Source organism: Prescottella soli (genome assembly GCF_040024445.1).
Taxonomy (GTDB): domain Bacteria; phylum Actinomycetota; class Actinomycetes; order Mycobacteriales; family Mycobacteriaceae; genus Prescottella; species Prescottella soli.
Genome location: NZ_CP157276.1, coordinates 1,237,833 through 1,262,246 on the forward strand (window position 1 = coordinate 1,237,833; position 24,414 = coordinate 1,262,246).

Consider the following 24,414-nt stretch of genomic DNA (forward strand, 5'->3'; position numbering starts at 1 on the left):
GCCCACCCGACGGATGTCGGCGCAGCTTTCGTCGAACCGGGCGAGGAGTTCAGCCGGGACATGAACTACATCCCGACACGGATCACCGCCGACGGGCGCGACGGCTATCCCGTCGAGCCGGGCCGGTACCGCCTGATCGTCGCCCGCGCCTGCCCGTGGGCCAACCGCTCGATCATCGTGCGGCGACTCCTCGGACTGGAAGACGTTCTGTCCATGGGCATCTGCGGACCCACTCACGACGAACGCAGCTGGACCTTCGACCTCGATCCCGGCGGCGTCGACCCGGTGCTGCAGATCCCGCGGCTGCAGGACGCGTACTTCGCCCGCTTCCCCGGCTACCCACGCGGCATCACGGTGCCCGCCATCGTCGAGATCGCGACCGGTGAGGTCGTCACCAACGATTTCCCGCAGATCACGCTGGACCTGGAGACCGAGTGGCAGGAGTTCCACCGCGACGGCGCACCGGACCTGTACCCCGAGGACCTGCGAGGCGAGATCGACGAGGTCGCGGACCTCGTGTTCCAGGACGTCAACAACGGCGTCTACCGGTGCGGATTCGCCGGCTCACAGGACGCATACGACGCCGCGTACGACCGACTGTTCGAGCGCCTCGACTGGCTGACCGAACGACTGTCGACGCAACGGTTCCTCGTGGGCGACACCATCACCGAGGCCGACGTGCGCCTGTTCACGACGCTCGCCCGGTTCGACGCCGTCTACAACGGGCACTTCAAGTGCAACCGGAGCAAGCTGTCGGAGATGCCGGTGTTGTGGAACTACGCGCGGGATCTGTTCCAGACCCCGGGTTTCGGGGACACGATCGACTTCACCCACATCAAGCAGCACTACTACATCGTCCACAAGGACATCAACCCGACGCAGATCGTGCCCAAGGGGCCCGACCTGTCGCACTGGCTCGAACCGCACAACCGCGAGGTGCTCGGCGGGCGACCCTTCGGCAACGGCACTCCCCCGCACCCGCCGCGGCCGGAAGAGGTTGTGCCGCTGTCACACTGGGCTACGACACAGCGTGATTGAGTCGCTGTCGGCGGCAAGCTCCGCCCGCCTGGGAATTCCGGGGTCGCAGGCCCGGTTTCCATATAGTCGGACAGCGAGTGACCGCCCGCGTGCCGGGAACGGGATACCGAGATGAGGACTGGGATGGCCGAGAAGCAGGGACGGATCGAATCGACGATCGTCTCGGTGCTCGACAACGCGAGCCGGCTACAGGCACCTGCCGTCGCGAAGTACGTCGAGCGGGTACGCCGGGCCCACCCCGACGACACACCCGCCCAGAGCGTCGCGCGAATGGAGAAGATGTTCCTGACCGCGGTGACGAGCAGCGGCGGCGCGGTCGGCGCCACCGCCGCGGTGCCGGCGGTCGGGACGGTAGCGTCGATCGCCGCGGTCGGCGCGGAGACCGCGTTCTTCCTCGAGGCGTCAGCCCTGTTGACGCTCGCGATCGCCTCCGTCCACGGCATCTCCCCACACGATCATCAGCAACGCCGCGCCCTCGTCCTGGCCGTCGCACTGGGCGAATCGGGCATGGAGATCGTCGAGCGGGCCACCGGGCTGACCGCGACCAACTGGGCGCGGCTCGTCACCGGCCGGATCCCGCCCGGGACCATGCGGGCGATGAACAGCTCGCTCGTACGCAAGTTCGTTACGAAATACGCCGCGAAGCGCAGTGCCCTCATCCTGGGCAAACTCCTCCCGGCCGGGGTCGGTGCGGTGATCGGCGGCGCCGGAAACCGCGCGATCGGCCGCGGGGTCATCGACAATGCACGTGCGGCGTTCGGCCCGGCCCCGGCGGTCTGGCCGGATCGGCCCGCCACAACCGACAACAGGGCTCGACTGCACGTCGTCCCGCCGCCGAGCGAACCGCGCAGCGCCCGGTCCTGACCGGTCGACCCGACGAGAGGACGTCGCCGTGCGCACCGAACGTTTCGAGGGACTCCACGTCCGGTCCGCCGGATCCGGTGATCGCACGGTCGTTCTGCTGCACGGCTATTCGGACCACGGCGGCACCTGGCAGAAGGTGACGCCCACGCTCGCTCGACACTTCCGGGTGCTCGTCGTGGACCTGCCCGGATTCGGACGCAGCGCGGGCACCTGGCGCGAACCGCTCATCGACGGGTACGTGGAGACGCTCAGCGCCCTCACCGACGACGAGGCCGGGCAGGTCAGCGTGATCGGCAATTCGCTCGGCGCAGTGACCGCACTCGCGTGGGCGTCCGCCCGCCCCGACCGCGTCGCGGACGTCGTCCTGTCCGACATGCCCGGGGTTTCCCCGATCCCCCGGTCCTGGACCCGCGGCACGCAACTGCGCATGGACCGAGTGGCGCGCGTGCTGGCCGGGCCGGTCCTCGACCGGTACGTCCAGCAGCTGATCGGCGCGGCCTACGCGGGCGCAGCGCTGCGCCATCCCCGCCGCGCGGACGCGCGCGTGCGCGCCGACTACGCGCAGCACTACGCCACCAAGCGGCAGGTGGCCGACCTGCTGGCGCTCGGCCGCGTCGTCATCCGGGAGATCGCGGATCTGCCGATCCCGGCGATGATCGACGGCCTGGAGATGCCGGCGCTGTTGCTGTGGGGAGCCGACGACCTGCTGACTCCCGCCCGAGCGGCCCGCCGGATCACGCCTCACGCGGGCCGTCAGGTCGCGATCATCCCCAGTTGCGGACATTGCCCGCAACTGGACTGTCCCAGCGAGTTCCTCGCCGAGGTGCTTCCGTTCCTGCACCGCTGAAGGCGTCCTCCCGGTCGGTACAGTCGAAGCCATGGCCGGGCAGCTTCGAGCGTCGATCACGCGCTCGGCGGCGCTGTGCGCCCTCGTGTTCGGCGTCCTCGCGATGCACCACGTGACCGCCGCACCCCTCGGCCCGGTCGTGACGGTCGGCCACCACGGAACGCAGCACGCGACAGGCGGTTCCGAATCACCAACGGACCCGACGCCGGCACCCGGTCACCCCGGCGACCATCCCGCCTTCCACATGTGTCTGGCGGTGCTGCTGGCCGCGACCCTCGCCTTGGCCGTGTGGCTACTGCTGAGGACCGCCCGGGTGCAGCGCGTGCGAATCCATCGCGCGTCGGGTCCCGCCCGACGCGCCGGGCGGGCACCCCCGTTCACCCCGACGACCTCCGAATTCCTGTCGTCACTGTGCATCCTGCGGGTGTGACAGGGCCACTGCGGCGCGGCGTCGACGCCGTCCCGGCCGCAGTCCGGTTCCCTGGATCACTCATGAAGAAAGCACAGGTCATGAACACCAAGCGAATGATCGTCGGCATCGGCGCCGCCGCCGCGGCCGTCACCCTCGTCGTCGGCTGCGCGACCGACGAGTCCAGCGACAACACGTCGAACGGCTCCGCCGCCTCGACGTCGGCGAGTGCGTCCGGCACCGCCGAACAGGGCGGCGCCCACAACGAGGCCGACGTGGCGTACGTCCGGATGATGATCCCGCACCACGAGCAGGCGGTCGAGATGGCCGAGCTCGTCCCGAGTCGCAGCAGTAACCCCGACGTCGTCGCGCTCGCCGCGCAGATCGAGCAGGCCCAGGCACCCGAGATCGAACAGATGGAGGGGTGGTTGAAGGCGTGGGGCGAGCCGAGCATGGTCCCGATGCCGGGACACGGTGAGACCAGCGCCGGCGGCATGGACCACGGCGGGATGGGCCACGGCATGATGACCGCCGAACAGATGCAGGCCCTCGAAAATGCGAAGGGCCCCGAGTTCGATCGCATGTGGCTCGAGATGATGATCGAGCACCATCAGGGCGCCGTCGCCAGTTCGGAGCAGATCCTGACCACCGGTCAGAGCGAACAGGTGCGGCAGTTGGCGCAGCAGATCGTGTCGAGCCAGCAGGCCGAGATCGCCCAGATGGAGGCCCTGCTCGGTCGGTAGCCCGACCGGGTTGCGCACCCGGTGGCGCCGCCGCGGCGCTTCGCCGGGTGCGCAACCCGACCGACCGGTTCCCCGGGTACCCTCACTCGACTGACAATCCAGGGGGGATCAGTGAATTCAGCCATGCCACCCGCGCCGCCCGCGGGTGTACCGACGGGACCACCCGCCGCCATCCAGGCGCACGGATTGTCGAAACAGTTCAAATCGGTTCAGGCCGTGTCGAATCTGAGCTTCACCGTTCCGCAGGGCTCGATCACCGGGTTCCTCGGCCCCAACGGCTCCGGGAAGACGACGACGCTGCGGATGCTGCTCGGTCTCGTCCGGCCGACCGCGGGCAGTTCGACGGTGTTCGGCGTCCCGTTCGGCGCGATCACCGAACCCGCCCGCGCAGTCGGCGCGGTGCTCGATTCCCGCGGCCTCCACCCGAAACGCACTGCGCTCGACCACCTGCGGGTGTACACGTCGGCCATCGGCGTGCCGGACGATCGCGCCCGGCAGGCACTGCACCTCGTGGGGCTGTCCGAGGCCGCGGACCGCAAGGCCGGCACGTTCTCGCTCGGCATGCGGCAACGCCTGACCCTCGCGACGGCGCTGCTCGGTGATCCGCAGATTCTCGTCCTCGACGAGCCGTCCAACGGACTCGATCCCGAGGGCATCGCGTGGCTGCGCGAGTTCCTCGTCGGCTTCGCCCGATCGGGTCGCACCGTGCTGATCTCGAGCCACCTGCTCCGCGAGGTGGAGCAGATGATCGATCACCTCGTCGTCGTCAGCCGCGGCGTCCTCGTCCACCAGGGCTCGATGGACCAACTCCGCGCCAGCCACCGCGCCCGGCTCCTCGTGGCCTGCTCGGACCCGGTACGCCTTGCCACCGAGCTCGCCTCCACCGGCATCACCGACGTCCAGCACCTCCCGGACGGCCGCATCGCCGTCGCGGGATCGGATCCGGTCGCCGTCGGACGGATCGCCGCGAACGCCGACGTCACCGTCTTCGGCGCCACCACCGAGAACGTGGACCTCGAGCAGGTGTTCCTCGCGATGACGTCCGGACAGTTCGCAGCGCCCACTCCCGCCGCCCCCGCCGGGTACTACGGTCCGCCGCCGGGGTACGGCCCCCCGCCGCCCGGCTACGGGCCGCCTCCCGGCTACCCGCCGCAGCCCGGCTACGGCCCGCCCGGTTACCCACCCCCGCCCGGCTACGGCCCCGGTCCGAACGGAGTCGGCCAGTGACGACGAACCTGCTGCTGTCCGAGTTCCGCAAGGTCACCACCCTCAAGTTCTGGTGGGCACTCGGCCTCGCACCGCTTCTCGTCGGACTTCTCTCCGGCGCGATCAGCCTCCCGCTCATCTCCGGGATCGCCGACGAGGTCGGCGACGACGGAGTGAAGGCGGCCGTCGGTGCCATCGGACTCCTGGTCGCGCTCGCGCTCGTGTTCGTGTTCTCGGCGCTGTTCGGCGCTGTCAACGCCGGCACCGAGTACCGGCACAGCACGCTCACGACCACCTTCCTCACCGCCCGCGGACGGGACAGCGTCGTCGCCGCCAAGCTCCTGGTCAGCGCACTCTTCGGGACGCTGTACTGCCTCGCCATCGAACTCGTCAGCGTCCCGGTGCTCTTCCTCGCCGGGTCGGGTGACGTGCGACTCGACGGGCAGATGACCGCGGTCCTCGTCGTCGGACTGGTCGCATCGATGCTGTGGGCCCTCATCGGCGCCGGACTGGCGCTGCTGACCGCGTCGTCGATCGCAAGCACCGTCACGATCGTCGTCTGGTACGTGATGGGCGAGGCGATAGTCCGGGCCATCCTCGGCGGGCTCCACCTCTCGTCGGTGGGTCAGTGGCTTCCCGGTTCGGTCACCGTCAGTGCGTTCGTCGGCATCGTCGACGAACACGCCCGCACGTCGGAGCCCGGCACGGGGTTGTCGCTGCTGTGCCTGGTCCTGTGGGCCGCCGCGGCGTGCGGTCTGGGCTGGTGGGCCACCCGAACCCGCGACATCACCTGAGCCGGTCCGCGCTCACTGGTCCGATCGGTGGATACGTCGGATGACCCCGTCGAACCCGACGCTGAGATAACCCCTGGTGCCCTGCTCGTCGTTCGTCAGGTTCATCTCCACGATCGGCCCGCTCACTCCGACGAGCACATGTGCCGAGGTCGGGTTCTCGACCCGCAGGGTCCGGTCCGCTCCGGAGAACAGCCCGATCACGCGTGGCAGGTTCTGCCGGAGCGGAGCGAGATCGTTGGGAATCGCGTCACTGCTACGTGAGGTCGTGCCCTGGTCGGTGAGTTCTCCCGTACCGGCGGTGATTCGGTAGCCGTAGCTCTGGTCCTGGCCGGGCTTGCCGGAGATGGGCCGTTCGATCTCGGCGCGGTCAGGGTAGATCGTGATGCGGTCGACGACCAGGTCACCGAACTCGCGCTGGATGTCGTCGAGCATCTGCCCGAACCCCGCGACCGTGAACAGTGCATTGCGGTCCGACGTCTCGGGCGACGCCCAGTTCGTTCCCGAGTCGGGCGCCTTGCCCACCAGCGTCACGAACAGCAGCCCAGCAACCAGTGCCGCCCCGGCCAGGACCACGGCGCGGCGCCGTGGCGTGGGCTTCGGGGGCGTCGCCGCGGTGGGGGTCGCCGTAGTAGAAGTCGTCGCAGTCGAAGTCGTCGGCGCGGGCTGCGGATCCGGGGGAAGTGGCGTGAACCGTGTTCTCCCGACGACCTCGTCGGTGAGCTGCAGGTCGCCGACGAGCCGGTCGAGTTCGTCGAGGGTCGCCGCGGCGGCGGCGGAAGCGACGCGCGCACTGTGTTCGTCGGGGCTCAACTGCCCGGTCTCGTAGGCGGCGTCGAGGAGGGCGCGGGCGTCGCCCCGGTCGAGGTCGCGAGCGCGGAGCGGCACGGTCAGCCCTGCTTTGCAGTCTGGACGTCGACGATCTCGCCGCCGAGTGTCGCCGTCACGCTCCCCTTGGACTCGTCGTTGTCCACGACGTACACCGTGACGAGTGGCTGGCCGTCGTAGGCGCGGATCGCGACGAGATCGATGCGGCCGCTGGGCCGAAGTACCTGCTGCGGCGCGCTGGCGATGAGCGCGCCGATGCGGTCGGCGTCGAGCTGAGTGAGGTCGACCGTCTGCTGATCCCGATCCCGGGGACCGGGTAGGTTGGTCCACTGCTCGAACCCGCCGCTGAACCGCCACTGCAGGTAGCGGTGCGGCTGGTTGGGGACCATCCGCTCGACGATGGCATCGTCCCGGTACAAGTCGACATCGTCGGCGATCGTGTCGTGGAACTGCAGTTCGAACAAGCGCACGAATTCGCGGATGCCGTCGGCGGTGTGCAGGTCGATCGGCTCGACCGCGATCGGGTCCGGTTCACCGGCCGCCGCAGGCCGGGCAGCTGTCGATCCCGACGCACCGGTCGACCGGTCACCACCGGCGGCACTGCTGGACAGCAGGTAGACGACGCCACAGACCACCACCGCCGCAACGAGCACCGCGACCAGCACGAGGCCACGGCGGTGCGACTGTCCGGCCTCGTCGGCGGGCGGCTCCGGCGACTCGCGAAGATGGTCCGGGACCTGCAGATCCTCGGTGAGCGCCCACAGCTCGCCGAGTGTCTCCGCGTGCATCGCGGCCGCGGTGCGCGCCTCGTAGTCGTCGACGCCGAGCTGACCGTCGCCGTACGCGGCATCGAGCAGGCTGCAGGTCTGCGCGCGGTCGATGTCCCGCGCCCGGGCCTTGGGTGATCTTGAATCGGGCACGCCCCGATCCTAGGAAACGCCCTGCGACAGAAACCACCGACGCCGACGCGACCGAGGGTGTCCGGACCCCGGACTACCGTTGGCGGCGATGGCTACACAGGACGTGACACGGGCGGCGGACGGTCACCGCGGCTGGATGCGACGACTCGGCGCCGAGTGCTGGAACCACCGCCGGACCGCGGTCGGCGCGCTCACCGTGACCGTGATCGCCGCGGTCATCGACATCGTGTTCCCGCTGCTGACAAAGGTTGCGCTCGACGCCGCGTCGGGCGGCGAGGCCACCGCCACGAGGGTGATCGCCGTCATCGCGGTGCTCATCGCCGGCCTCGCGTGCGTGCGCTTCGCGTGCCAGTACGGGCGTCGGATGCTCGCCGGTCGGCTCTCGTTGGACGTCCAGCACGACCTGCGGCTGGGGCTGCTCGGCTCGCTACAACGCCTCGACGGCCGCGGCCAGGACCAGATCCGGACCGGCCAGGTGGTGTCCCGCTCGATCACCGACCTGCAACTGGTGCAGGGCCTGCTCGCGATGGTCCCGATGTCGGCCGGTGTGGTGCTGCAGTTCGCGCTCGCGCTGGTGATCATGGCGTGGCTGTCGCCGCTGCTCACGGTGGTCGCGCTCGTCGTGGTGCCCGCCGTCGCGCTGGTGGTGTACCTGGTCCGGCCGACGCTGTTCGCGGCGACGTGGTCGGCGCAGCAGCGCGCCGCCGACCTCGCCCAGCACGTCGAGGAGACCGTGACCGGTGTCCGCGTGGTCAAGGGCTTCGGGCAGGAGTCCCGTGCGGTGGATCAGCTCGAGGACCTCGGCCGCACCCTGTACGCGGAACGGATGCGCGCGGCGCGGATCAACGCACGGTTCGCGCCGTCGATGGCGGCCCTCCCCCAGCTCGGCCTGGTCGGCGTCATCGCCCTCGGCGGCGTGCTCGCGCTGCACGGCTCGATCACCGTCGGCACCTTCCTCGCCTTCGCGACCTACGTCGCGACGATGACCGCAGCCACCCGGACGCTGTCGCAGGTCGTGATCATGGCGCAGCTGTCGCGCGCGGCCGTCGAGCGCGTCTACGAGGTGATCGACACCGAGCCCGACGTGTCCGATCCGCCGCACCCGACCGACCTCCCCGACGGCCCGCTCGGCGTCCAGCTGCGCGACGTCTCCTTCGGCTTCGAGGACGGCCGCGACGTCCTGACCGGCCTCGACCTGACGATCGCCCCCGGCGAATCCGTCGCGGTCGTGGGCCCGGCGGGCTCCGGCAAGACCGCGCTCTCGCTGCTCCTCCCCCGCTTCTACACGCCGGCCTCCGGGACCGTGTCGCTCACGAGCGAGGGACGCAGCGTCGACGTCTCCGAGCTGCGCGCCGAGCAGCTGCGCGAGGCGGTGGGTCTGGTGTTCGACGAGCCGTTCCTGTTCTCGGACACGATCGCCGCCAACATCGCGCTCGGCCGTCCCGACGCCAGCGCCGAGGAGATCCGCATCGCCGCGAAGCTCGCGCAGGCCGACGAGTTCATCTCCGCACTGTCGGACGGCTACGACACCGTCGTCGGCGAACGGGGGCTGACGCTGTCGGGCGGCCAGCGCCAGCGCGTCGCGCTGGCCCGCGCGCTGCTCGTCGATCCGCGGGTGTTGATCCTGGACGACGCGACCTCGGCGGTGGACGCGGGCACCGAGGCGACGATCTTCGACGCGCTGCGGGACGGTCGCCGCCGGACGACGCTCATCCTCGCCCACCGCCGCTCGACGCTCACCCTCGCCGACCGTGTCGCGGTCCTCGACGGCGGCCGGATCATCGACATCGGCACCGTCGACGAACTCGACGCGCGGTGCCCGCTGTTCCGGACGCTGCTGTCCGCCCCGGACCCGCTCGACGTCGGGTCGGACGGTGAGGTCACCACGCCGGTGGCCGAGCCGACCGCAGCGCAACTGTGGCCGGATGTCGCGACGGACGACGGGGCCGGCGCCGGTGCACCGTCCGATCCCGGCCGCCCGGGTGGCCACGGCGGCGGCGGACACATGGCCGGCGCGCTCGGCGGGGTGGCCGCGACTCCGGAGCTGAAGCGGGCCGTCGACGCGCTCCCGCCGGCGGACGAGGATCCGAGCACCGACACCACCCGGCTGCGCCGCGACGACTCCGAGTTCCGGCTCGGTCGGCTGCTCCACCCGGTGCGCTGGCTCCTCGCCGGTGTCGTGCTGTGCCTGGCCCTGGACTCGGTGATCGGCATCACGTTCCCGTCGATCGTCCGGTACGCGATCGATCACGGCGTGGTCCCCGGCGAGTACGGCCCGCTGTGGGCGGCCACCGCCGTCGGGACCACGTTGGCGCTCGTCGGCTGGCTCGTCGTGGCGGTCCTCACGGTGATCACCGCGCGGGCCGGCGAGCGGGTGCTGTTCGGGCTGCGGGTGCGCAGCTACGCACACCTGCAGCGACTCGGCCTGGACTACTACGAACGCGAGCTGTCCGGCCGGATCATGACGCGCATGACCACGGACGTCGACGCGCTGTCGTCGTTCATCCAGACGGGCCTGTCGACGGCGGTCGTCGCGCTGCTCACCCTCGCGGGGATCGCGGTGGCGCTGCTCGTGACCGACGTGACGCTGGCGCTGGTCGCACTCGCGGCGCTGCTCCCGCTGACCGTCGCGACCCTCGTGTTCCGGCGCGTGTCCGGCGCCGCGTACAGCGTGTCGCGGGAGCGGATCTCGCTGGTCAACGCCGAGTTCCAGGAGAACATCGCGGGTCTGCGGGCGGCCCAGGCGTACCGGCGCGAGGAGTTCGCCGCGCGGCGATTCGCCGAGCGCGCGGACAGCTACCGCCGCAGCCGGATGCGATCGCAGCGCGCGATCTCGGTGTACTTCCCGTTCATCACGCTGCTGTCCGACCTGGCGCTCGCGGCGATCGTGTTCGTCGGCGCGCAGCGCGTCGCCGACGGCTCCACCACCGCCGGCACGCTGGTCGCGTTCGTGCTGTACCTGGGTCTGCTGTTCGGCCCGATCCAGCAGCTGTCGCAGGTGTTCGACGGCTACCAGCAGGCCGACGTCGGCCTGCGCCGGATCGCCGACCTGCTCGCGACACCGAGTTCGATCGAGACGGCCGACCCGGGCGACACCGTGCCCATCGCTGGTCACCTGCGCGGTGACGTCGCCTTCGACGACGTCAGCTTCCGCTACCAAGGCGCCGAGTCCGACGCCCTCAGCGACATCGACCTGCGCATCCCGGCGGGCACCACGGTCGCGCTCGTGGGCCGCACCGGTGCCGGCAAGTCGACGGTCGTCAAGCTGCTCGCGCGCTTCTACGACCCGACGTCCGGCTCGGTCCGGGTCGACGACGAGGACCTGCGGCGCTATCCGCTGCACGGCTACCGGGGACGACTCGGCGTCGTCCCGCAGGAGGCACACCTGTTCACCGGCACCGTCGCGAGCAACATCGCCTACGGCCGACCGGATGCGACGCGCGAGCAGATCGAGGCCGCGGCGCGTTCGGTCGGCGCGCTGCCGACCATCGCGGCCCTGTCCGGGGGGATGAATCAGCCGATCGGGGAACGCGGGCAGGGGCTGTCCGCGGGCCAGCGCCAGCTGATCGCGCTCGCCCGCGCCGAGATGGTCGACCCGGACCTGTTGTTGCTCGACGAGGCGACGGCGACACTCGATCCGGCGACCGAGCGACTGGTCCTCGAATCGAACCGAATGGTCACTCGACGTCGCACGTCAGTGGTGGTCGCGCACCGTCTCGCGACCGCCGCGCGGTCCGATCTCATCGTGGTCGTCGACCGGGGTCGCATCGTGGAAACCGGTGCTCACGACACCCTTCGACGCGCGGATGGACATTACGCGCGGCTCTGTGATGCAGCGGAGAGTGAACAGGGGAATAATTCGTCGGCGAGAACCGTCATCGATGGTGATCCCATCGCAACAATGTGAGACAGCCGACACGCGACGGACCGGATGGCCGAGCTCGACGCGCGGAGGCTAGCCTCATGTGTATAGGCGCTCTGATCGGGTACCGAAGAAAGAAACGAGGCGAACACCTGCCGTGAGCAGCAGCTCTACTTCCCAGTTCGGACAGAACCAGTGGTTGGTTGACGAGATGTACCAACGCTTCCAGGATGATCCCTCATCCGTGGACGCAAGTTGGCACGAGTTTCTGACGGATTACTCGCCCGATGCGGCGAACGCGACCGGGAACGGCGAGGCGCTCGGCGCCGGTGATGTCGCCACCAAGGCCGCGAACGGTGCCGCAGTTCCGGCACCTGCCGCAGCTCCCGCGACCGCGCCCGCTCCGGCGCCCAAGGCGGCCACCCCGCCTCCGGCTCCGGCCGCCCCGCCCGCACCCAAGCCGGCTGCCGCCCCGAAGCCTGCTGCTGCTCCCAAGCCGGCTGCCGCCGAAGCCCCCACTCAGGACACCAACCAGGTCCTGCGCGGCGCGGCTGCCACGGTGGCCCGCAACATGTCGGCCTCGCTCACGATCCCGACCGCGACCAGCGTCCGCGCTGTCCCCGCGAAGTTGATGTTCGACAACCGCATCGTCGTCAACAACCACCTCGCCCGTACCCGCGGCGGCAAGGTCTCGTTCACCCACATCCTCGGTTACGCGATCGTGCAGGCGGTCAAGTCGTTCCCGAACATGAACCGGCACTTCGCCGAGATCGACGGCAAGCCGAACGTCGTCACGCCGGCGAACACCAACCTCGGTCTCGCGATCGACCTGCCGGGCAAGAACGGCAGCCGCTCGCTCGTCGTCGCGGCGATCAAGGGCTGCGACTCGATGAACTTCGTGCAGTTCTACGGCGCCTACGAGGACATCGTCCGGCGCGCCCGTGACGGCAAGCTCACCGCCGAGGACTTCTCCGGTGTCACGATCTCGCTGACCAACCCCGGCGGCATCGGCACCGTGCACTCGGTGCCGCGTCTGATGCAGGGCCAGGGCGCGATCATCGGCGCCGGTGCCATGGAGTACCCGGCCGAGTTCCAGGGCGCGAGCGACGAGCGCATCGCGGACATGGGCGTCGGCAAGCTGATGACCCTGACCTCGACCTACGATCACCGGATCATCCAGGGCGCCGAGTCCGGCGACTTCCTGCGCACGATCCACAACCTGCTGATCAGCGACGAGTTCTACGACGAGATCTTCCACTCGCTGCACATTCCTTACGAGCCGGTCCGCTGGCGCAAGGACGTGCCCGAGGGTGCGGTCGACAAGAACACCCGCGTGCTCGAGCTCATCGCGGCGTACCGCAACCGCGGTCACCTGATGGCCGACACCGACCCGCTGCAGTTCGTCAAGGACAAGTTCCGCAGCCACCCGGACCTCGACGTCACCACCCACGGCCTGACCCTGTGGGACCTGGACCGCGAGTTCAACGTCGGCGGCTTCCACGGCCAGGCCCGCATGAAGCTGCGCGACGTCCTGTCGATCCTGCGGGACGCGTACTGCCGCCACACCGGTGTCGAGTACACGCACATCCTCGAGCCCGAGCAGCAGGCATGGCTGCAGGAGCGCGTCGAGGCCAAGCACGTCAAGCCGACCGTCGCGCAGCAGAAGTACATCCTGAGCAAGCTCAACGCCGCCGAGGCGTTCGAGACCTTCCTTCAGACCAAGTATGTCGGCCAGAAGCGCTTCTCGCTCGAGGGCGCCGAGTCCGTCATCCCGATGATGGACGCGATCATCGACCAGGCCGCCGAGCACAGCCTCGACGAGGTCGTCATCGGCATGCCGCACCGCGGCCGCCTGAACGTGCTGGCGAACATCGTCGGCAAGCCGTACTCGAAGATCTTCACCGAGTTCGAGGGCAACATGAACCCGGCGGCCGCACACGGCTCCGGTGACGTGAAGTACCACCTGGGCGCCGAGGGCACCTACATCCAGATGTTCGGCGAGAACGACATCAAGGTGTCGCTGACCGCGAACCCGTCGCACCTCGAGGCGGTCGACCCGGTCCTCGAGGGCCTGGTCCGCGCGAAGCAGGACCTGCTGGACAAGGGCCAGGACGGCTTCACCGTCATGCCGCTCATGCTGCACGGTGACGCGGCGTTCGCCGGCCAGGGTGTCGTGGCCGAGACCCTGAACCTGGCGCTGCTGCGCGGCTACCGCACCGGCGGCACCGTGCACGTGGTCGTCAACAACCAGGTCGGCTTCACCACCGCGCCGGAGCACTCGCGTTCGTCCGAGTACTGCACCGACGTCGCGAAGATGATCGGCGCGCCGATCTTCCACGTGAACGGCGACGACCCGGAGGCCTGTGTCTGGGTCGCGCAGCTGGCCGTCGACTTCCGTGAGAAGTTCGGCAAGGACGTCGTCATCGACCTGATCTGCTACCGCCGCCGCGGCCACAACGAGGGCGACGACCCGTCGATGACGCAGCCGGCGATGTACGACCTGATCGACACCAAGCGCAGCGTCCGCAAGAGCTACACCGAGGCCCTGATCGGCCGCGGCGACATCTCGCTCAAGGAAGCCGAAGACGCCCTGCGCGACTACCAGGGCCAGCTGGAGCGGGTGTTCAACGAGGTCCGCGAGCTCGAGAAGTACAAGCCCGAACCGTCGGAGTCCGTCGAGCTGGACCAGACCCCGCCGGCCCGCCTCACCACGGCGGTCGACGCGGCCACGCTCGCCCGCATCGGCGACGCGTTCGTCAACGTCCCCGAGGGCTTCACGGTGCACCCGCGCGTCAAGCCGGTGATCGAGAAGCGTCACGAGATGTCCCGCGCGGGCCACATCGACTGGGCGTTCGCCGAGCTGCTCGCGTTCGGTTCGCTCGCCGAGCAGGGCGCCCTCGTGCGCCTCGCCGGTCAGGACTCGCGCCGCGGCACGTTCACGCAGCGCCACTCGGTCCTCATCGACCGCAAGAACGGCGACGAGTACAACCCGATCGCGGACCTCGCCACGGCAGCCGACAACGGCGGCAAGTTCATGGTCTACGACTCGGCACTCACCGAGTTCGCGGGCCTGGGCTTCGAGTACGGCTACTCGGTCGGCAACCCCGACGCGCTGGTGCTGTGGGAGGCGCAGTTCGGCGACTTCGTCAACGGCGCCCAGACCATCATCGACGAGTTCATCAGTTCCGGTGAGGCCAAGTGGGGCCAGCTGTCCGACGTCGTGCTGCTGCTGCCGCACGGCCACGAGGGCCAGGGCCCGGACCACACGTCGGGCCGCATCGAGCGGTTCCTGCAGCTGTGCGCCGAGGGCTCGATGACGGTTGCGATGCCGTCGACCCCGGCCAGCTACTTCCACCTGCTGCGTCGTCACCACCTGGACGGCATCCGCCGCCCGCTCGTGGTGTTCACGCCGAAGTCGATGCTGCGCAACAAGGCCGCGGTCAGCAACCTCGAGGACTTCACCACCGGCAAGTTCCGCTCGGTGTTCGAGGAGCCGTCGTACGACACGCAGGGCGGCGACCGCACCAAGGTCAAGCGCGTGCTGCTGACGTCCGGCAAGATCTACTGGGAGCTGCTGGCCAAGAAGCAGAAGGAGAACCGCGACGACGTCGCGATCGTCCGGATCGAGCAGCTGTACCCGATCCCGCGTCGCCGCATCGCGGAGACCCTGGACCGCTACCCGAACGTGAACGAGTTCTTCTGGGTCCAGGAGGAGCCGGCGAACCAGGGTGCATGGCCGTTCCTCGGCCTGGCCCTGCCGGAGCTGCTGCCCGAGAAGCTGGCGGGCATCAAGCGCGTCTCGCGTCGCGCGATGTCGGCACCGTCCTCGGGCTCGAGCAAGGTCCACGCTGTCGAGCAGCAGGAGATCATCGACGCGGCGTTCACGGCCACGAAGTGATCCGCCTGATCGGCTGAGACACGAGAAACCGGCCCGCCCACTCTCCACGAGTGGGCGGGCCGGTTTCGTTTCGGCGTCCCGGTCACCGCGGTCGTGCGGCCGCGGTTCCGCTCCGCGCGCGGTTCTCATATTCTGTGAAGCGGGTCTCGTCGTCTCCACGAAGGAGGCTGAAGATGAGTCAGCCAACCACGGACCCGACCTTCTACCGAACGGCAGCGGACGCGGCGGCCGCGCCACCTGAACGACTGGGCTACGTCGCCGCGTTCGACCGCGCCGCAGACAAACCCGACGCGATGAGCGTGATCGACGTGGATCCGGGCTCGGACACCTACGGCCGGGTGGTCGGCTGGACAGAGATTCCGGGGCGGGGGAACGAACTGCACCATTTCGGCTGGAACGCGTGTAGCAGCGCGTTGAAGCACGAGGGCCACGACATGACGGGCCTGGCCCGTCGGTATCTGATCGTGCCGGGACTGCGTTCGTCCAACCTGTACGTGCTCGACACCGGACCGGACCCGCGTCAACCCACCGTGACCCGGGTCGTGGACGCCGCGGATCTCGCCGCCAAGGCCGGCTACTCCCGACCGCACACCCTGCACTGCGGGCCGGACGGGATGTTCCTGACCTGCCTCGGGGGCGCCGACGGATCGGATGGCCCGGGCGGGATCGCCCTGCTCGATCACGACACGTTCGACGTACTCCGGCAATGGGAAACCGACCGGGGGCCACAGTATTTCGCGTACGACGCCTGGTGGCATCTCAACCAGAACACGCTGATCAGCAGCGAATGGGGCACCCCGTCGATGATCGAGGACGGGTTGGTGCCCGAACTGCTCCTGGCGAACGAGTACGGCCACGCGATCCACTTCTGGGACCTCGCCACGGGCGAGCACCGGCAGCGCGTGGACCTCGGCGCACAGCACCAGATGCCGCTCGAACTTCGCCCGTCGCACGACCCGGAGGCCACGTGGGGGTTCGTCGGCGTGGTCATCTCGACCGAGGACCTGTCGGCCTCGGTGTGGCGCTGGCACCGCGACGACGGCACCTGGGCGGTGGACAAGGTGATCACCATCCCGGCCGAGCCTGCCGACCCGGACCTGCTGCCACCCGCACTGAAGCCGTTCGGGGCGGTGCCACCGCTGGTTACCGACATCGATCTGTCGGTCGACGACCAGTTCCTCTACGTCTCGTGCTGGGGCACCGGCGAACTCGAGCAGTTCGACGTGCGCGACCCAGCCCACCCGAGGAAGACCGGCTCCGTTCGACTCGGCGGGATCGTCGGCCGCGTCGCGCATCCGGCGATGCCGACCCAGCCGCTGTCCGGGGGTTCGCAGATGGTCGAGATCAGCCGGGACGGAAAGCGGGTGTACGTCACCAACTCCCTGTACGGCGCGTGGGACGACCAGTTCTACCCGGACGGGGTCGGCGCCTGGATGGCACTGGTCCACACCGATCCGCGCGGCGGGATGACCGTCGACGAGCACTTCTTCCCGCACGACGGCGACTTCCGCGGCCTACGACCGCACCAGGTCCGCCTCCAGGGTGGCGACGCCTCGTCCGATTCGTACTGCTACCGCTAGCAGTTTCGGGCGATTCTGCGCCGCCGCTACCGCAGCAGCGAGGCCGCGGTGTCCGGCGTCAGCGCGACCGCCGGCAACGCGGTGACCAGCAGCTCGATCAGCTCGTCCCGCGAGATCTCGGGTGCGCGCAGCCACGTGATCGTGGCCTCCTCGACGAACGCGATCCAGCCGCGCACCGACAGCGCGATGCGGGGATCGGGTGCGATCTCGAGCATCGGGAGCTGGTCGATCACGCGCCGGGCCATCTCGGCGCGGGTCGCCTCGAACACCTCCCGCATAGCGGGGTCGCCGCTGGCGGTCCCCCGCAGCAGCGAGACGTAGGTGTCGCGGTTCTCGGAGACGTAGTCGACGTACGACGCCATCGCGTCGCGCAGGATCTCGATGGGTGCGAGGTCCGGGTTCGGGGCCGTGCGGGCGAGCATGTCCGCGCTCGTGTGGCGCACGATGGCGACGTGGAAGTCGTGCTTGGACGCGAAGTAGTGGAACAGCAGCCCGCGGGACACACCGGCCTCGTCGGCGATGTCCTCGACGGAGATCTGCTCGAGGGGCCGTTCGGCGAGCATCCGCACGCCCAGGTCGATCAGCTGCGCCCGCCTCTCCTCGGGGCTGAGCCTGGTGCGTTTGACGACGTCCATGAGCCCCCACCTTACTGAATTGCAGTCAATTAGCTATTGACCGCCGATCAACAACGCCCTACGCTCCCCTACATGAGTCTCCCAGTCACAGATACTTCCGCCCGGGCCGCGACCCCGCGCCAGGTCGACACACTGATCATCGGCAGCGGCTTCGCCGGCCTCGGCGCTGCTATCAAGCTGGTTCAGCAGGGCAAGCACAACTTCGTCGTGCTCGAGCGCGGCAACGACGTGGGCGGCACCTGGCGGGACAACACGTACCCGGGCGCGGCGTGCGACGTCCCCTCGCACCTGTACTCGTACTCGTTCGCGCTCAACCCCGAATGGACGCGGTCGTTCTCACCGCAGCCCGAGATCCAGAACTACATCTCGTCGGTGGCGCGCAATTACAACGTGCTCGACAAGCACATCTTCGGCTGCGAGGTGCAGTCCGCGCGCTGGAACGGCGACACCGCGCGCTGGGAGGTCCAGACCTCCCAGGGCGAGTTCGTCGCAAAGATCGTCGTCGCCGCCGTGGGCGCGCTCTGCGAGCCGTCGCTGCCCGACATCGCGGGCATCGAGGGATTCGAGGGCGAGATCTTCCACTCCGCGCAGTGGAACCACGACGCCGATCTGGCCGGCAAGCGGATCGCGGTGATCGGCACCGGCGCTTCGGCCATCCAGATCGTGCCGCAGCTCGCGGCGAAGGCCGCCCAGCTCGACGTGTACCAGCGGACCGCGCCGTGGATCCTGCCGCGCGCCGACCGCGAGTACACCAAGGCCGAGCACCTCGCGTTCAAGTACCTGCCCGGCTTCCAGAAGCTGTGCCGCACCGGCATCTACTGGATGCGCGAGTCGCAGGTGGTGGGTCTGGCGAAGGCGCCGATCTTCATGAAGCCGCTGCAGTTCACGGCCAAGCGGCACCTGCGCCGCCAGATCAAGGATCGGGAGCTGCGCCGCAAGGTCACCCCGAACTTCCAGATCGGCTGCAAGCGCATGCTGATCTCCAACAACTACTTCCCCGCGCTCGCGCAGCCGAACGTCGACGTCGTCACCGACGGCATCACGGAGGTCCGCAAGGATTCGATCGTCGACCGCACCGGCACCGAGCGAAAGGTCGACGCGATCGTCGTCGCGACCGGCTTCCACGTCACCGACTCCCCCACGTTCGCAGGCATCTTCGGCAAGGACGGGCGCTCGCTCGCCCAGACCTTCGACGACGGCGGCCAGCAGGGCTACAAGGGTGCGGCCATCGCGAACTTCCCCAACATGTTCTTCCTGGTCGGCCCCAACACGGGGCTCGGCCACAGCTCGATGGTGTTCATGATCGAGTCGCAGCTGAACTACGTCGTGGACGCGATCGACGTGGTCGAGCGCTACGACATCGGCACCATCGAGGTCCGCCAGGACGCCCAGGACGCGTACAACCGCGACCTGCAGGCCAAGCTGTCGAAGAGCGTGTGGAACAACGGCGGCTGCGCCAGTTGGTACCTCGACAAGCACGGCAACAACACGACGCTGTGGCCGGGCTTCACGTTCGAGTTCCGCCGCCTCACCAAGCAGTTCGACCTCGGCGCCTACCGCAGCGTCGCCGCCGGCGATCTGCCGGTCCCGGCGGTCGCCGCGCAGACGGTGGCGGCCGACGCGCTCGACACCGAACTGACCGATCGGGGCGACGACAAGGTGGTTGCACAGTGAGCGAGTTCGCGGGCAAGGTCTGCGTCATCACGGGCGCAGGTTCGGGCATCGGGCGGGCAGTGGCCCTGAACCTCGCCGGGCAGGGCGCGAAACTTGCTCTGTCCGATATGGATTCGTCGGGACTGGCCGAGACGGTGCGTCAGGTCGAGGCAGTCGGCGCGGAGGTCAAGTCCGACCATCTCGACGTCACCCAGCGCGAGGCGGTCCTGGCGTACGCCGACGCGGTGGTCGCGCACTTCGGCAAGGTGCACCAGGTCTACAACAACGCGGGCATCGCCTTCCACGGCGACGTGGAGCGCTCGGAGTTCAAGGACATCGAGCGGATCATGGACGTCGACTTCTGGGGCGTCGTCAACGGCACCAAGGCGTTCCTGCCGCACCTGATCGCGTCCGGTGACGGGCACGTCGTGAACATCTCGAGCCTGTTCGGCCTCCTGTCGATTCCGGGCCAGAGCGCTTACAACGCAGCGAAGTTCGCGGTGCGCGGATTCACCGAGTCCTTACGCCAGGAAATGCTCATCGCGAAGCACCCGGTCAAGGTCACGTGTGTGCACCCGGGCGGCATCAAGACCGCGATCGCCCGCAACGCGACGATGCCCGACGGCGACGACCAGGTGACCTTCGCGCAGTTCTTCGACAAGCACCTCGCGCGCACCACTCCCGAGGACGCGGCGAAGACCATCGTGGGCGGCGTGCGAAAGGGCAAGGCACGAGTGCTGATCGGCGCCGACGCGAAGTTCCTCGACGCGTGGGTGCGCATCGTCGGCCCCAGCTACCAATGGGTGGTCGCGACGGTCACGTCACGCGTGTTGCCGAAGTCGAACTGACGGGCAGGGCGCCGCGCTCCTGACATCCGGGCCGATACCCGTACCGACTGTTTTGTCGTATTCGGCCGCTAGGCTCTGCCCTCGATGACGACAAGAGCCGACGGCAGCAGCCGTCCATTCCAGGTACACCTCGGCGGGATCATCGAGTTGCTCAGTGCGAGCATCTACACCGGGCCGCAGGTCTTCATCCGTGAGCTCCTGCAGAACGGGTGCGACGCGATCGCGGCCCGCTGCGAGCGTGAACCCGGCCACGTCGGCACCATCCGGGTCCTGCCCGCCGACGGGGCCGGGTCCGTGTTCGCGGTCGAGGACGACGGGGTCGGGCTGACCGCGGCCGAGGTCGGCGAGTTGCTCGCCACGGTGGGCCGCACCTCCAAGCGGGACATCCTCGATCTGCCCCGCACCGACCGTCTCGGCCAGTTCGGGATCGGACTGCTCAGCTGCTTCATGGTGAGCGACGAGATCCGGGTCCGGTCCCGGTCGGCCACCGGTGCGCCCGCCGTCGAATGGATCGGGCGCACCGACGGCACGTTCACGGTGACCGAGCTGGCCGACGACCTGCCGGTCGGGACCCGGGTCGAATTGGTCCCCCGCCACGACGCCGCCGGGCTCGTCTCGCCCGCCGGGGTGCGCGAGCTGGCCGACCGGTTCGGCCGGCACCTGCCGGTGCGGGTGACCGTGGCCGGCGAGACGGTGACCCGGCCCGCGCCCTTCGTCGAGCGCACGGCGGTCCCGTCGCCCGAGCTCCGCGAGCTGGGCCGGGAGATCGTCGGCGCCGAACCCTTCGCCACGATTCCGCTGCACGTGCCGTCGACCGGCACCCGGGGCACCGCCTTCGTGCTGCCGTTCCAGCTCTCCCCCGGTCAGCGGCAGTCGAGCCGCGTCTACCTGGGCGGGATGCTGCTGTCCGAGCGCATGGACGACCTCCTGCCGGACTGGGCGTTCTTCGTGCGGGCCGTCGTGGACACCACCGGGCTGCACCCGACCGCCTCCCGCGAGTCCCTGATCGAAGACAACGCGCTCGAGTCGACCCGCGCCGAGCTGGGGGCCGCGGTTCGCCGCTGGGTCATCGGTCTGGCCGCGGAGGCGCCGCACCGGCTGGCCGCGTTCCTGTCCGTGCACCATCTGGCCCTGCGGGCGCTCGTCGTCCACGACGACGAGCTGGCCCGGTTCATCGTCCCCCACCTACCGATCGAGACCACCGAGGGTCCGACGACCTTCGGCGAGGCGGCCCGCCGCGGCACCGTGCGGTACACCCGGACCGTCGACGAGTTCCGGCAGCTCGCCGGCATCTCCCGCCCCGGCGCCCCGATCGTCAACGGCGGCTACGTCTACGACGCGGAGATCGCGGCCCGGCTGCCGGAGTTCGTGCCCGGCGCCGAGGTCGAGATCGTCACCGTCGCCGACGAGATCGACCACCTGGACGTGCCGCCGCTGGCCGAACGGGCCGCCTCGCGCCGACTGCAGGAGCGCGCCGACGCCGCGCTCGCGGACCTCGACTGCGCTACCGCGGTGCGGGCGTTCCAGCCGGACACCGTCCCCGCCCTGTACGTCGCGGACGAGTCGGTGCTCCGTGGCTTGCGCCGAGACCAGGCGAGCGAGGCCGGTGGATTCTGGGCCGACGTTCTCGGACGTGTCGGCGAGGCAGCGGCGGCCGCCGGCGCGGACACCGCCGGCCGACTCGCGCTGAACTGGCGCAACCGGCTGGTGCGCACCCTCGCGACCGTCGACGACGAGGCCGTGCTGTCGCGCGCCGTGCGGATCCTCTACGTCCAGGCGCTGCTCGCCGGACACCGGCCGCTGCGGGCGGCCGACCGCGCCGCCCTCACCGACGCCATGACCGACATCGTGCACCTGTCCGTCGGCCTCGACGCGGACGTCACCGTCGATCCTGCACCGCACTCCCCCTCCAGCACAGACAAGGACGACCATGCCGAGTGAGACCACCGACGCGTTGATCAGCGAGATCGACGCGACGCCGTACGGACCGGCCGAACGCGAGCTCATCGAGCGGGCGATCACGCTCGCCGAGGAGGCCGGCGACGAGGCCGCCGCCTACGCCGTGCGGATGCGCCTGATCCAGTCCGCCTCCATGACCGGGGACACCGACGCCTTGCTGACCGCCTTCGCGTGGTGCGCCGGACGGAACGCCGCTGACCCGACCACCTTCCCCACCCAGGTCGACGACCACGACCTGCTGTGGTTCCACAAGTGGATCGCCGATGCGCTCGCGTCGAACCCGATGTTCCCGCGCACGACGATCGCCGACGCGATCGAGCAGATGGAGTCCGCGTACCGACAGGCCGGCGTCGGCCTGTCCGGCGTCGTGCAGACCCGGTTCTGGCAGGCGTTCGAGGCGGGCCGGCTCGAGGAGGCCGCCCGCTACCTCGAGGAGCTGGGTCGCACCCCGCGCGACGACTACAGCCACTGCGACGCGTGCGTGCGTTCCGAGGAGGCCCAGTTCCGGCTCGTCACCGGGGAGCTGGAGGCGGGGCTGGGTCTGGTCCAGGAGATGCTCGACCAGGATCTGGGGTGCGCCGACGAACCCGAGCGGGCGATGGCCCACGCGTTGGTGCCGCTGCTGCAGGTGGGCCGTCTCGAGGACGCCGAGCGCATGCACGTCCGGGGCTACCGACTCGCGCGCGGCAACGCCGACAACATCGACATGATCGGTCGGCACCTGATCTTCCTGTCCGTCACGGGCAACGAGCAACGTGCCCTCGAGATGCTCGAGCGGCACATCAGCTGGCTGGCACACGACAACCTCAACGCGACCGCGCACCTCGACGCGCTCACCGCCTTCGCGGTGACGTGCACGGCGGCGGGCCAGGCCGGGCTCGGTCGCGAGGACGTCCGCGGAGCCGACGCTGCGCAGCTGCGCCCGTTCCTGGGCGCGCACGCGGGCCCGTGGACTGTCGACGAACTGGCGCAGGCCTGTTGGCGTGCCGCCGAGGAGCTCGCGGGCCGCTTCGACGAGCGCAACGGCAGCGCGTACCGCAGCGAGAAGGTCGCCGCCGCACGGTCTCTCGCCGGACAGCGCTGGGACCTGCCGATCGGGGCCGCGCACACCGTGCCGGCGCCGCCCGTCGCCACGGACCCGGCCGCGGCCACGGCGTTCGTCGACGAGGTGGCGAGCGCGAGCCCGCTGGCCGAGCGGGTCGACACGATCCTCGACGCCGAGGGCCTGGACGCGGCACTGACCTGGGTCGAGGCCGAACTGGTCGCCACGACGGCGCCCGGTCACCGCGCGGTGCTACTGCGGTTGCAGGCCCAGCTGCTGGCGAGCAGCGGCCGGTTCGAGGAAGCGCTGACCGCCGTCGACGGTGCGCTCGACCTGTCGGTTGCGCACGCGGCCCGGTCCCTGACCGCTCCGCTGGCTGCCCTGAGCGCCCAGATCTGCGACGACCTCGACCGGCTGGACGAGGCCGCCGGCAGGTTGCGGCTGGCGACGCGGGAAGCCGAGCTGGCCGGGGCCGAGTCCGTCGGCCACCGCTACCGGCTCGGCGTCACGCTCGTGCGGGCAGGGCACCCGGACGAGGCCGTGGACGAGCTCACCTCGGTGGCCGAGACCGAGGAGGCGCAGGGTGAGGAGGCCGGGTCCCGCGCCTTGACGCTGCTGTGGCTCGGCTACGCGAGGCGCGACGCGGGCGAGCCGGGAGCAGCGGTCGCGGTGTGGACCGAGGGCCAGGAGCTGGCGCGGGTCGGCGAGGACTACGCGGTGGCCGTGCGGGTCGGCAGGGAACTCGGGCTCCTGATGATGCGGTTCGACGACGAGGACGCCGTCGAGGTCCTCGACGACGCGGTCGAGGACGCCCGGCGGCTCACCGATGAGCCCGACGCGCTCGCCGACCTTCTGCACACGCGCGGGCGGGCCCGGTGCCAGTTCGGCGACGAGGACGGGCTCGAGGACTTGCGGACCGCGGCCGAACACGCCGACCCGTGGACCCGCGCGGACATCGAGGACTCGACCGCGCGGGCACTGTCCCAGCTGGGCCGGTTCGACGAGGCGGTGCGGACGGGGCTCGCGGCCTCGGATGCCTACGCCGCGGCCGAGGATGTCGTCGGCTCCGGCAGCGCCCTGATCGTCGTCGCGCAGGCGTTGCTGACGACCGACCGCCACGAGGAGGCCCTGGCCGTGCTCGCCGACGCCGCGCCGCGGGTGACCGAGGCGCCGCCGCTCGCGGTCCGGGTGGCACTGCTGGAGGGCGACGCTCACGAGGCCCTCGGCCGGTATGACGCCGCCGCGGCGGCACGGGCGCGGGTCGGCGGCTGACGACGACCGACGCCGGCGC

At 70.0% G+C, this 24,414-nt stretch carries 17 protein-coding genes; 14 read left to right on the forward strand and 3 right to left on the reverse strand.

Features of this window, described 5'->3' with window-relative positions:
* The first annotated feature begins 60 nt into the window (after window positions 1-60).
* From ABI214_RS05750 to ABI214_RS05780, 7 genes are all read left to right on the forward strand, one after another.
* On the forward strand, window positions 61-1,038 hold the full coding sequence (locus ABI214_RS05750) for a glutathione S-transferase family protein (RefSeq protein ID WP_408586140.1): 978 nt from the start codon (window positions 61-63) through the stop codon (window positions 1,036-1,038).
* A gap of 123 nt (window positions 1,039-1,161) precedes the next feature.
* A complete protein-coding gene (locus tag ABI214_RS05755) occupies window positions 1,162-1,902 on the forward strand; it encodes a hypothetical protein (RefSeq protein WP_348607106.1) in 741 nt (246 codons plus the stop codon).
* 28 nt (window positions 1,903-1,930) lie between these two features.
* Window positions 1,931-2,749 carry an alpha/beta fold hydrolase gene (locus tag ABI214_RS05760; RefSeq protein ID WP_348607109.1) on the forward strand — a complete coding sequence of 273 codons (819 nt, stop codon included), beginning with the start codon at window positions 1,931-1,933 and terminating at the stop codon, window positions 2,747-2,749.
* 31 nt (window positions 2,750-2,780) lie between these two features.
* On the forward strand, window positions 2,781-3,179 hold the full coding sequence (locus tag ABI214_RS05765; RefSeq protein ID WP_348607112.1) for a DUF6153 family protein: 399 nt from the start codon (window positions 2,781-2,783) through the stop codon (window positions 3,177-3,179).
* Between the two features lie 62 nt (window positions 3,180-3,241).
* Complete coding sequence (locus ABI214_RS05770) at window positions 3,242-3,901, forward strand: DUF305 domain-containing protein (RefSeq protein WP_348607117.1); 660 nt, start codon at window positions 3,242-3,244, stop codon at window positions 3,899-3,901.
* Between the two features lie 123 nt (window positions 3,902-4,024).
* A complete protein-coding gene (locus ABI214_RS05775; protein ID WP_348611300.1) occupies window positions 4,025-5,128 on the forward strand; it encodes an ABC transporter ATP-binding protein in 1,104 nt (367 codons plus the stop codon).
* A complete protein-coding gene (locus ABI214_RS05780; protein WP_348607122.1) occupies window positions 5,125-5,901 on the forward strand; it encodes an ABC transporter permease in 777 nt (258 codons plus the stop codon). The genes ABI214_RS05775 and ABI214_RS05780 overlap by 4 nt, the downstream gene beginning before the upstream one ends.
* A 12-nt stretch (window positions 5,902-5,913) precedes the next feature.
* Here the strand turns inward: ABI214_RS05780 and ABI214_RS05785 are convergent, their stop codons facing one another.
* The gene (locus ABI214_RS05785; RefSeq protein ID WP_348607125.1) at window positions 5,914-6,786 is read right to left on the reverse strand and encodes a DUF1707 SHOCT-like domain-containing protein; all 873 of its coding nucleotides are present in this window, start codon (window positions 6,784-6,786) and stop codon (window positions 5,914-5,916) included.
* Window positions 6,787-6,788: 2 nt separating this feature from the next.
* Window positions 6,789-7,646 (reverse strand): DUF1707 SHOCT-like domain-containing protein, encoded by an 858-nt coding sequence (locus ABI214_RS05790; RefSeq protein ID WP_348607129.1) that lies wholly within the window; start codon window positions 7,644-7,646, stop codon window positions 6,789-6,791.
* An 88-nt stretch (window positions 7,647-7,734) separates the two neighbouring features.
* Here ABI214_RS05790 and ABI214_RS05795 point away from each other — a divergent pair, with 88 nt between their 5' ends.
* The 3 genes from ABI214_RS05795 to ABI214_RS05805 all read left to right on the forward strand — a co-directional run bounded on the left by ABI214_RS05795 (window position 7,735) and on the right by ABI214_RS05805 (window position 16,986).
* Window positions 7,735-11,553, forward strand: coding sequence for an ABC transporter ATP-binding protein (locus tag ABI214_RS05795; protein WP_348607133.1), 3,819 nt, complete (start codon window positions 7,735-7,737; stop codon window positions 11,551-11,553).
* Between the two features lie 112 nt (window positions 11,554-11,665).
* On the forward strand, window positions 11,666-15,406 hold the full coding sequence (locus tag ABI214_RS05800) for a multifunctional oxoglutarate decarboxylase/oxoglutarate dehydrogenase thiamine pyrophosphate-binding subunit/dihydrolipoyllysine-residue succinyltransferase subunit (protein WP_348607138.1): 3,741 nt from the start codon (window positions 11,666-11,668) through the stop codon (window positions 15,404-15,406).
* A 173-nt stretch (window positions 15,407-15,579) separates the two neighbouring features.
* Complete coding sequence (locus ABI214_RS05805) at window positions 15,580-16,986, forward strand: selenium-binding protein SBP56-related protein (protein ID WP_348607141.1); 1,407 nt, start codon at window positions 15,580-15,582, stop codon at window positions 16,984-16,986.
* A gap of 26 nt (window positions 16,987-17,012) precedes the next feature.
* Here the strand turns inward: ABI214_RS05805 and ABI214_RS05810 are convergent, their stop codons facing one another.
* Window positions 17,013-17,621 carry a TetR/AcrR family transcriptional regulator gene (locus tag ABI214_RS05810; RefSeq protein ID WP_348607144.1) on the reverse strand — a complete coding sequence of 203 codons (609 nt, stop codon included), beginning with the start codon at window positions 17,619-17,621 and terminating at the stop codon, window positions 17,013-17,015.
* A gap of 72 nt (window positions 17,622-17,693) precedes the next feature.
* Here ABI214_RS05810 and ABI214_RS05815 point away from each other — a divergent pair, with 72 nt between their 5' ends.
* From ABI214_RS05815 to ABI214_RS05830, 4 genes are all read left to right on the forward strand, one after another.
* Complete coding sequence (locus ABI214_RS05815; RefSeq protein ID WP_348607150.1) at window positions 17,694-19,295, forward strand: flavin-containing monooxygenase; 1,602 nt, start codon at window positions 17,694-17,696, stop codon at window positions 19,293-19,295.
* Entirely contained in the window at window positions 19,292-20,122 is an 831-nt protein-coding gene (locus tag ABI214_RS05820) for an SDR family NAD(P)-dependent oxidoreductase (protein ID WP_348607155.1), read from the forward strand. Before ABI214_RS05815 ends, ABI214_RS05820 begins: the two co-directional genes overlap by 4 nt.
* A gap of 84 nt (window positions 20,123-20,206) precedes the next feature.
* Window positions 20,207-22,063 (forward strand): HSP90 family protein, encoded by a 1,857-nt coding sequence (locus ABI214_RS05825; protein WP_348607159.1) that lies wholly within the window; start codon window positions 20,207-20,209, stop codon window positions 22,061-22,063.
* Entirely contained in the window at window positions 22,053-24,395 is a 2,343-nt protein-coding gene (locus ABI214_RS05830; protein ID WP_348607163.1) for a hypothetical protein, read from the forward strand. The genes ABI214_RS05825 and ABI214_RS05830 overlap by 11 nt, the downstream gene beginning before the upstream one ends.
* Window positions 24,396-24,414 lie beyond the last annotated feature (19 nt).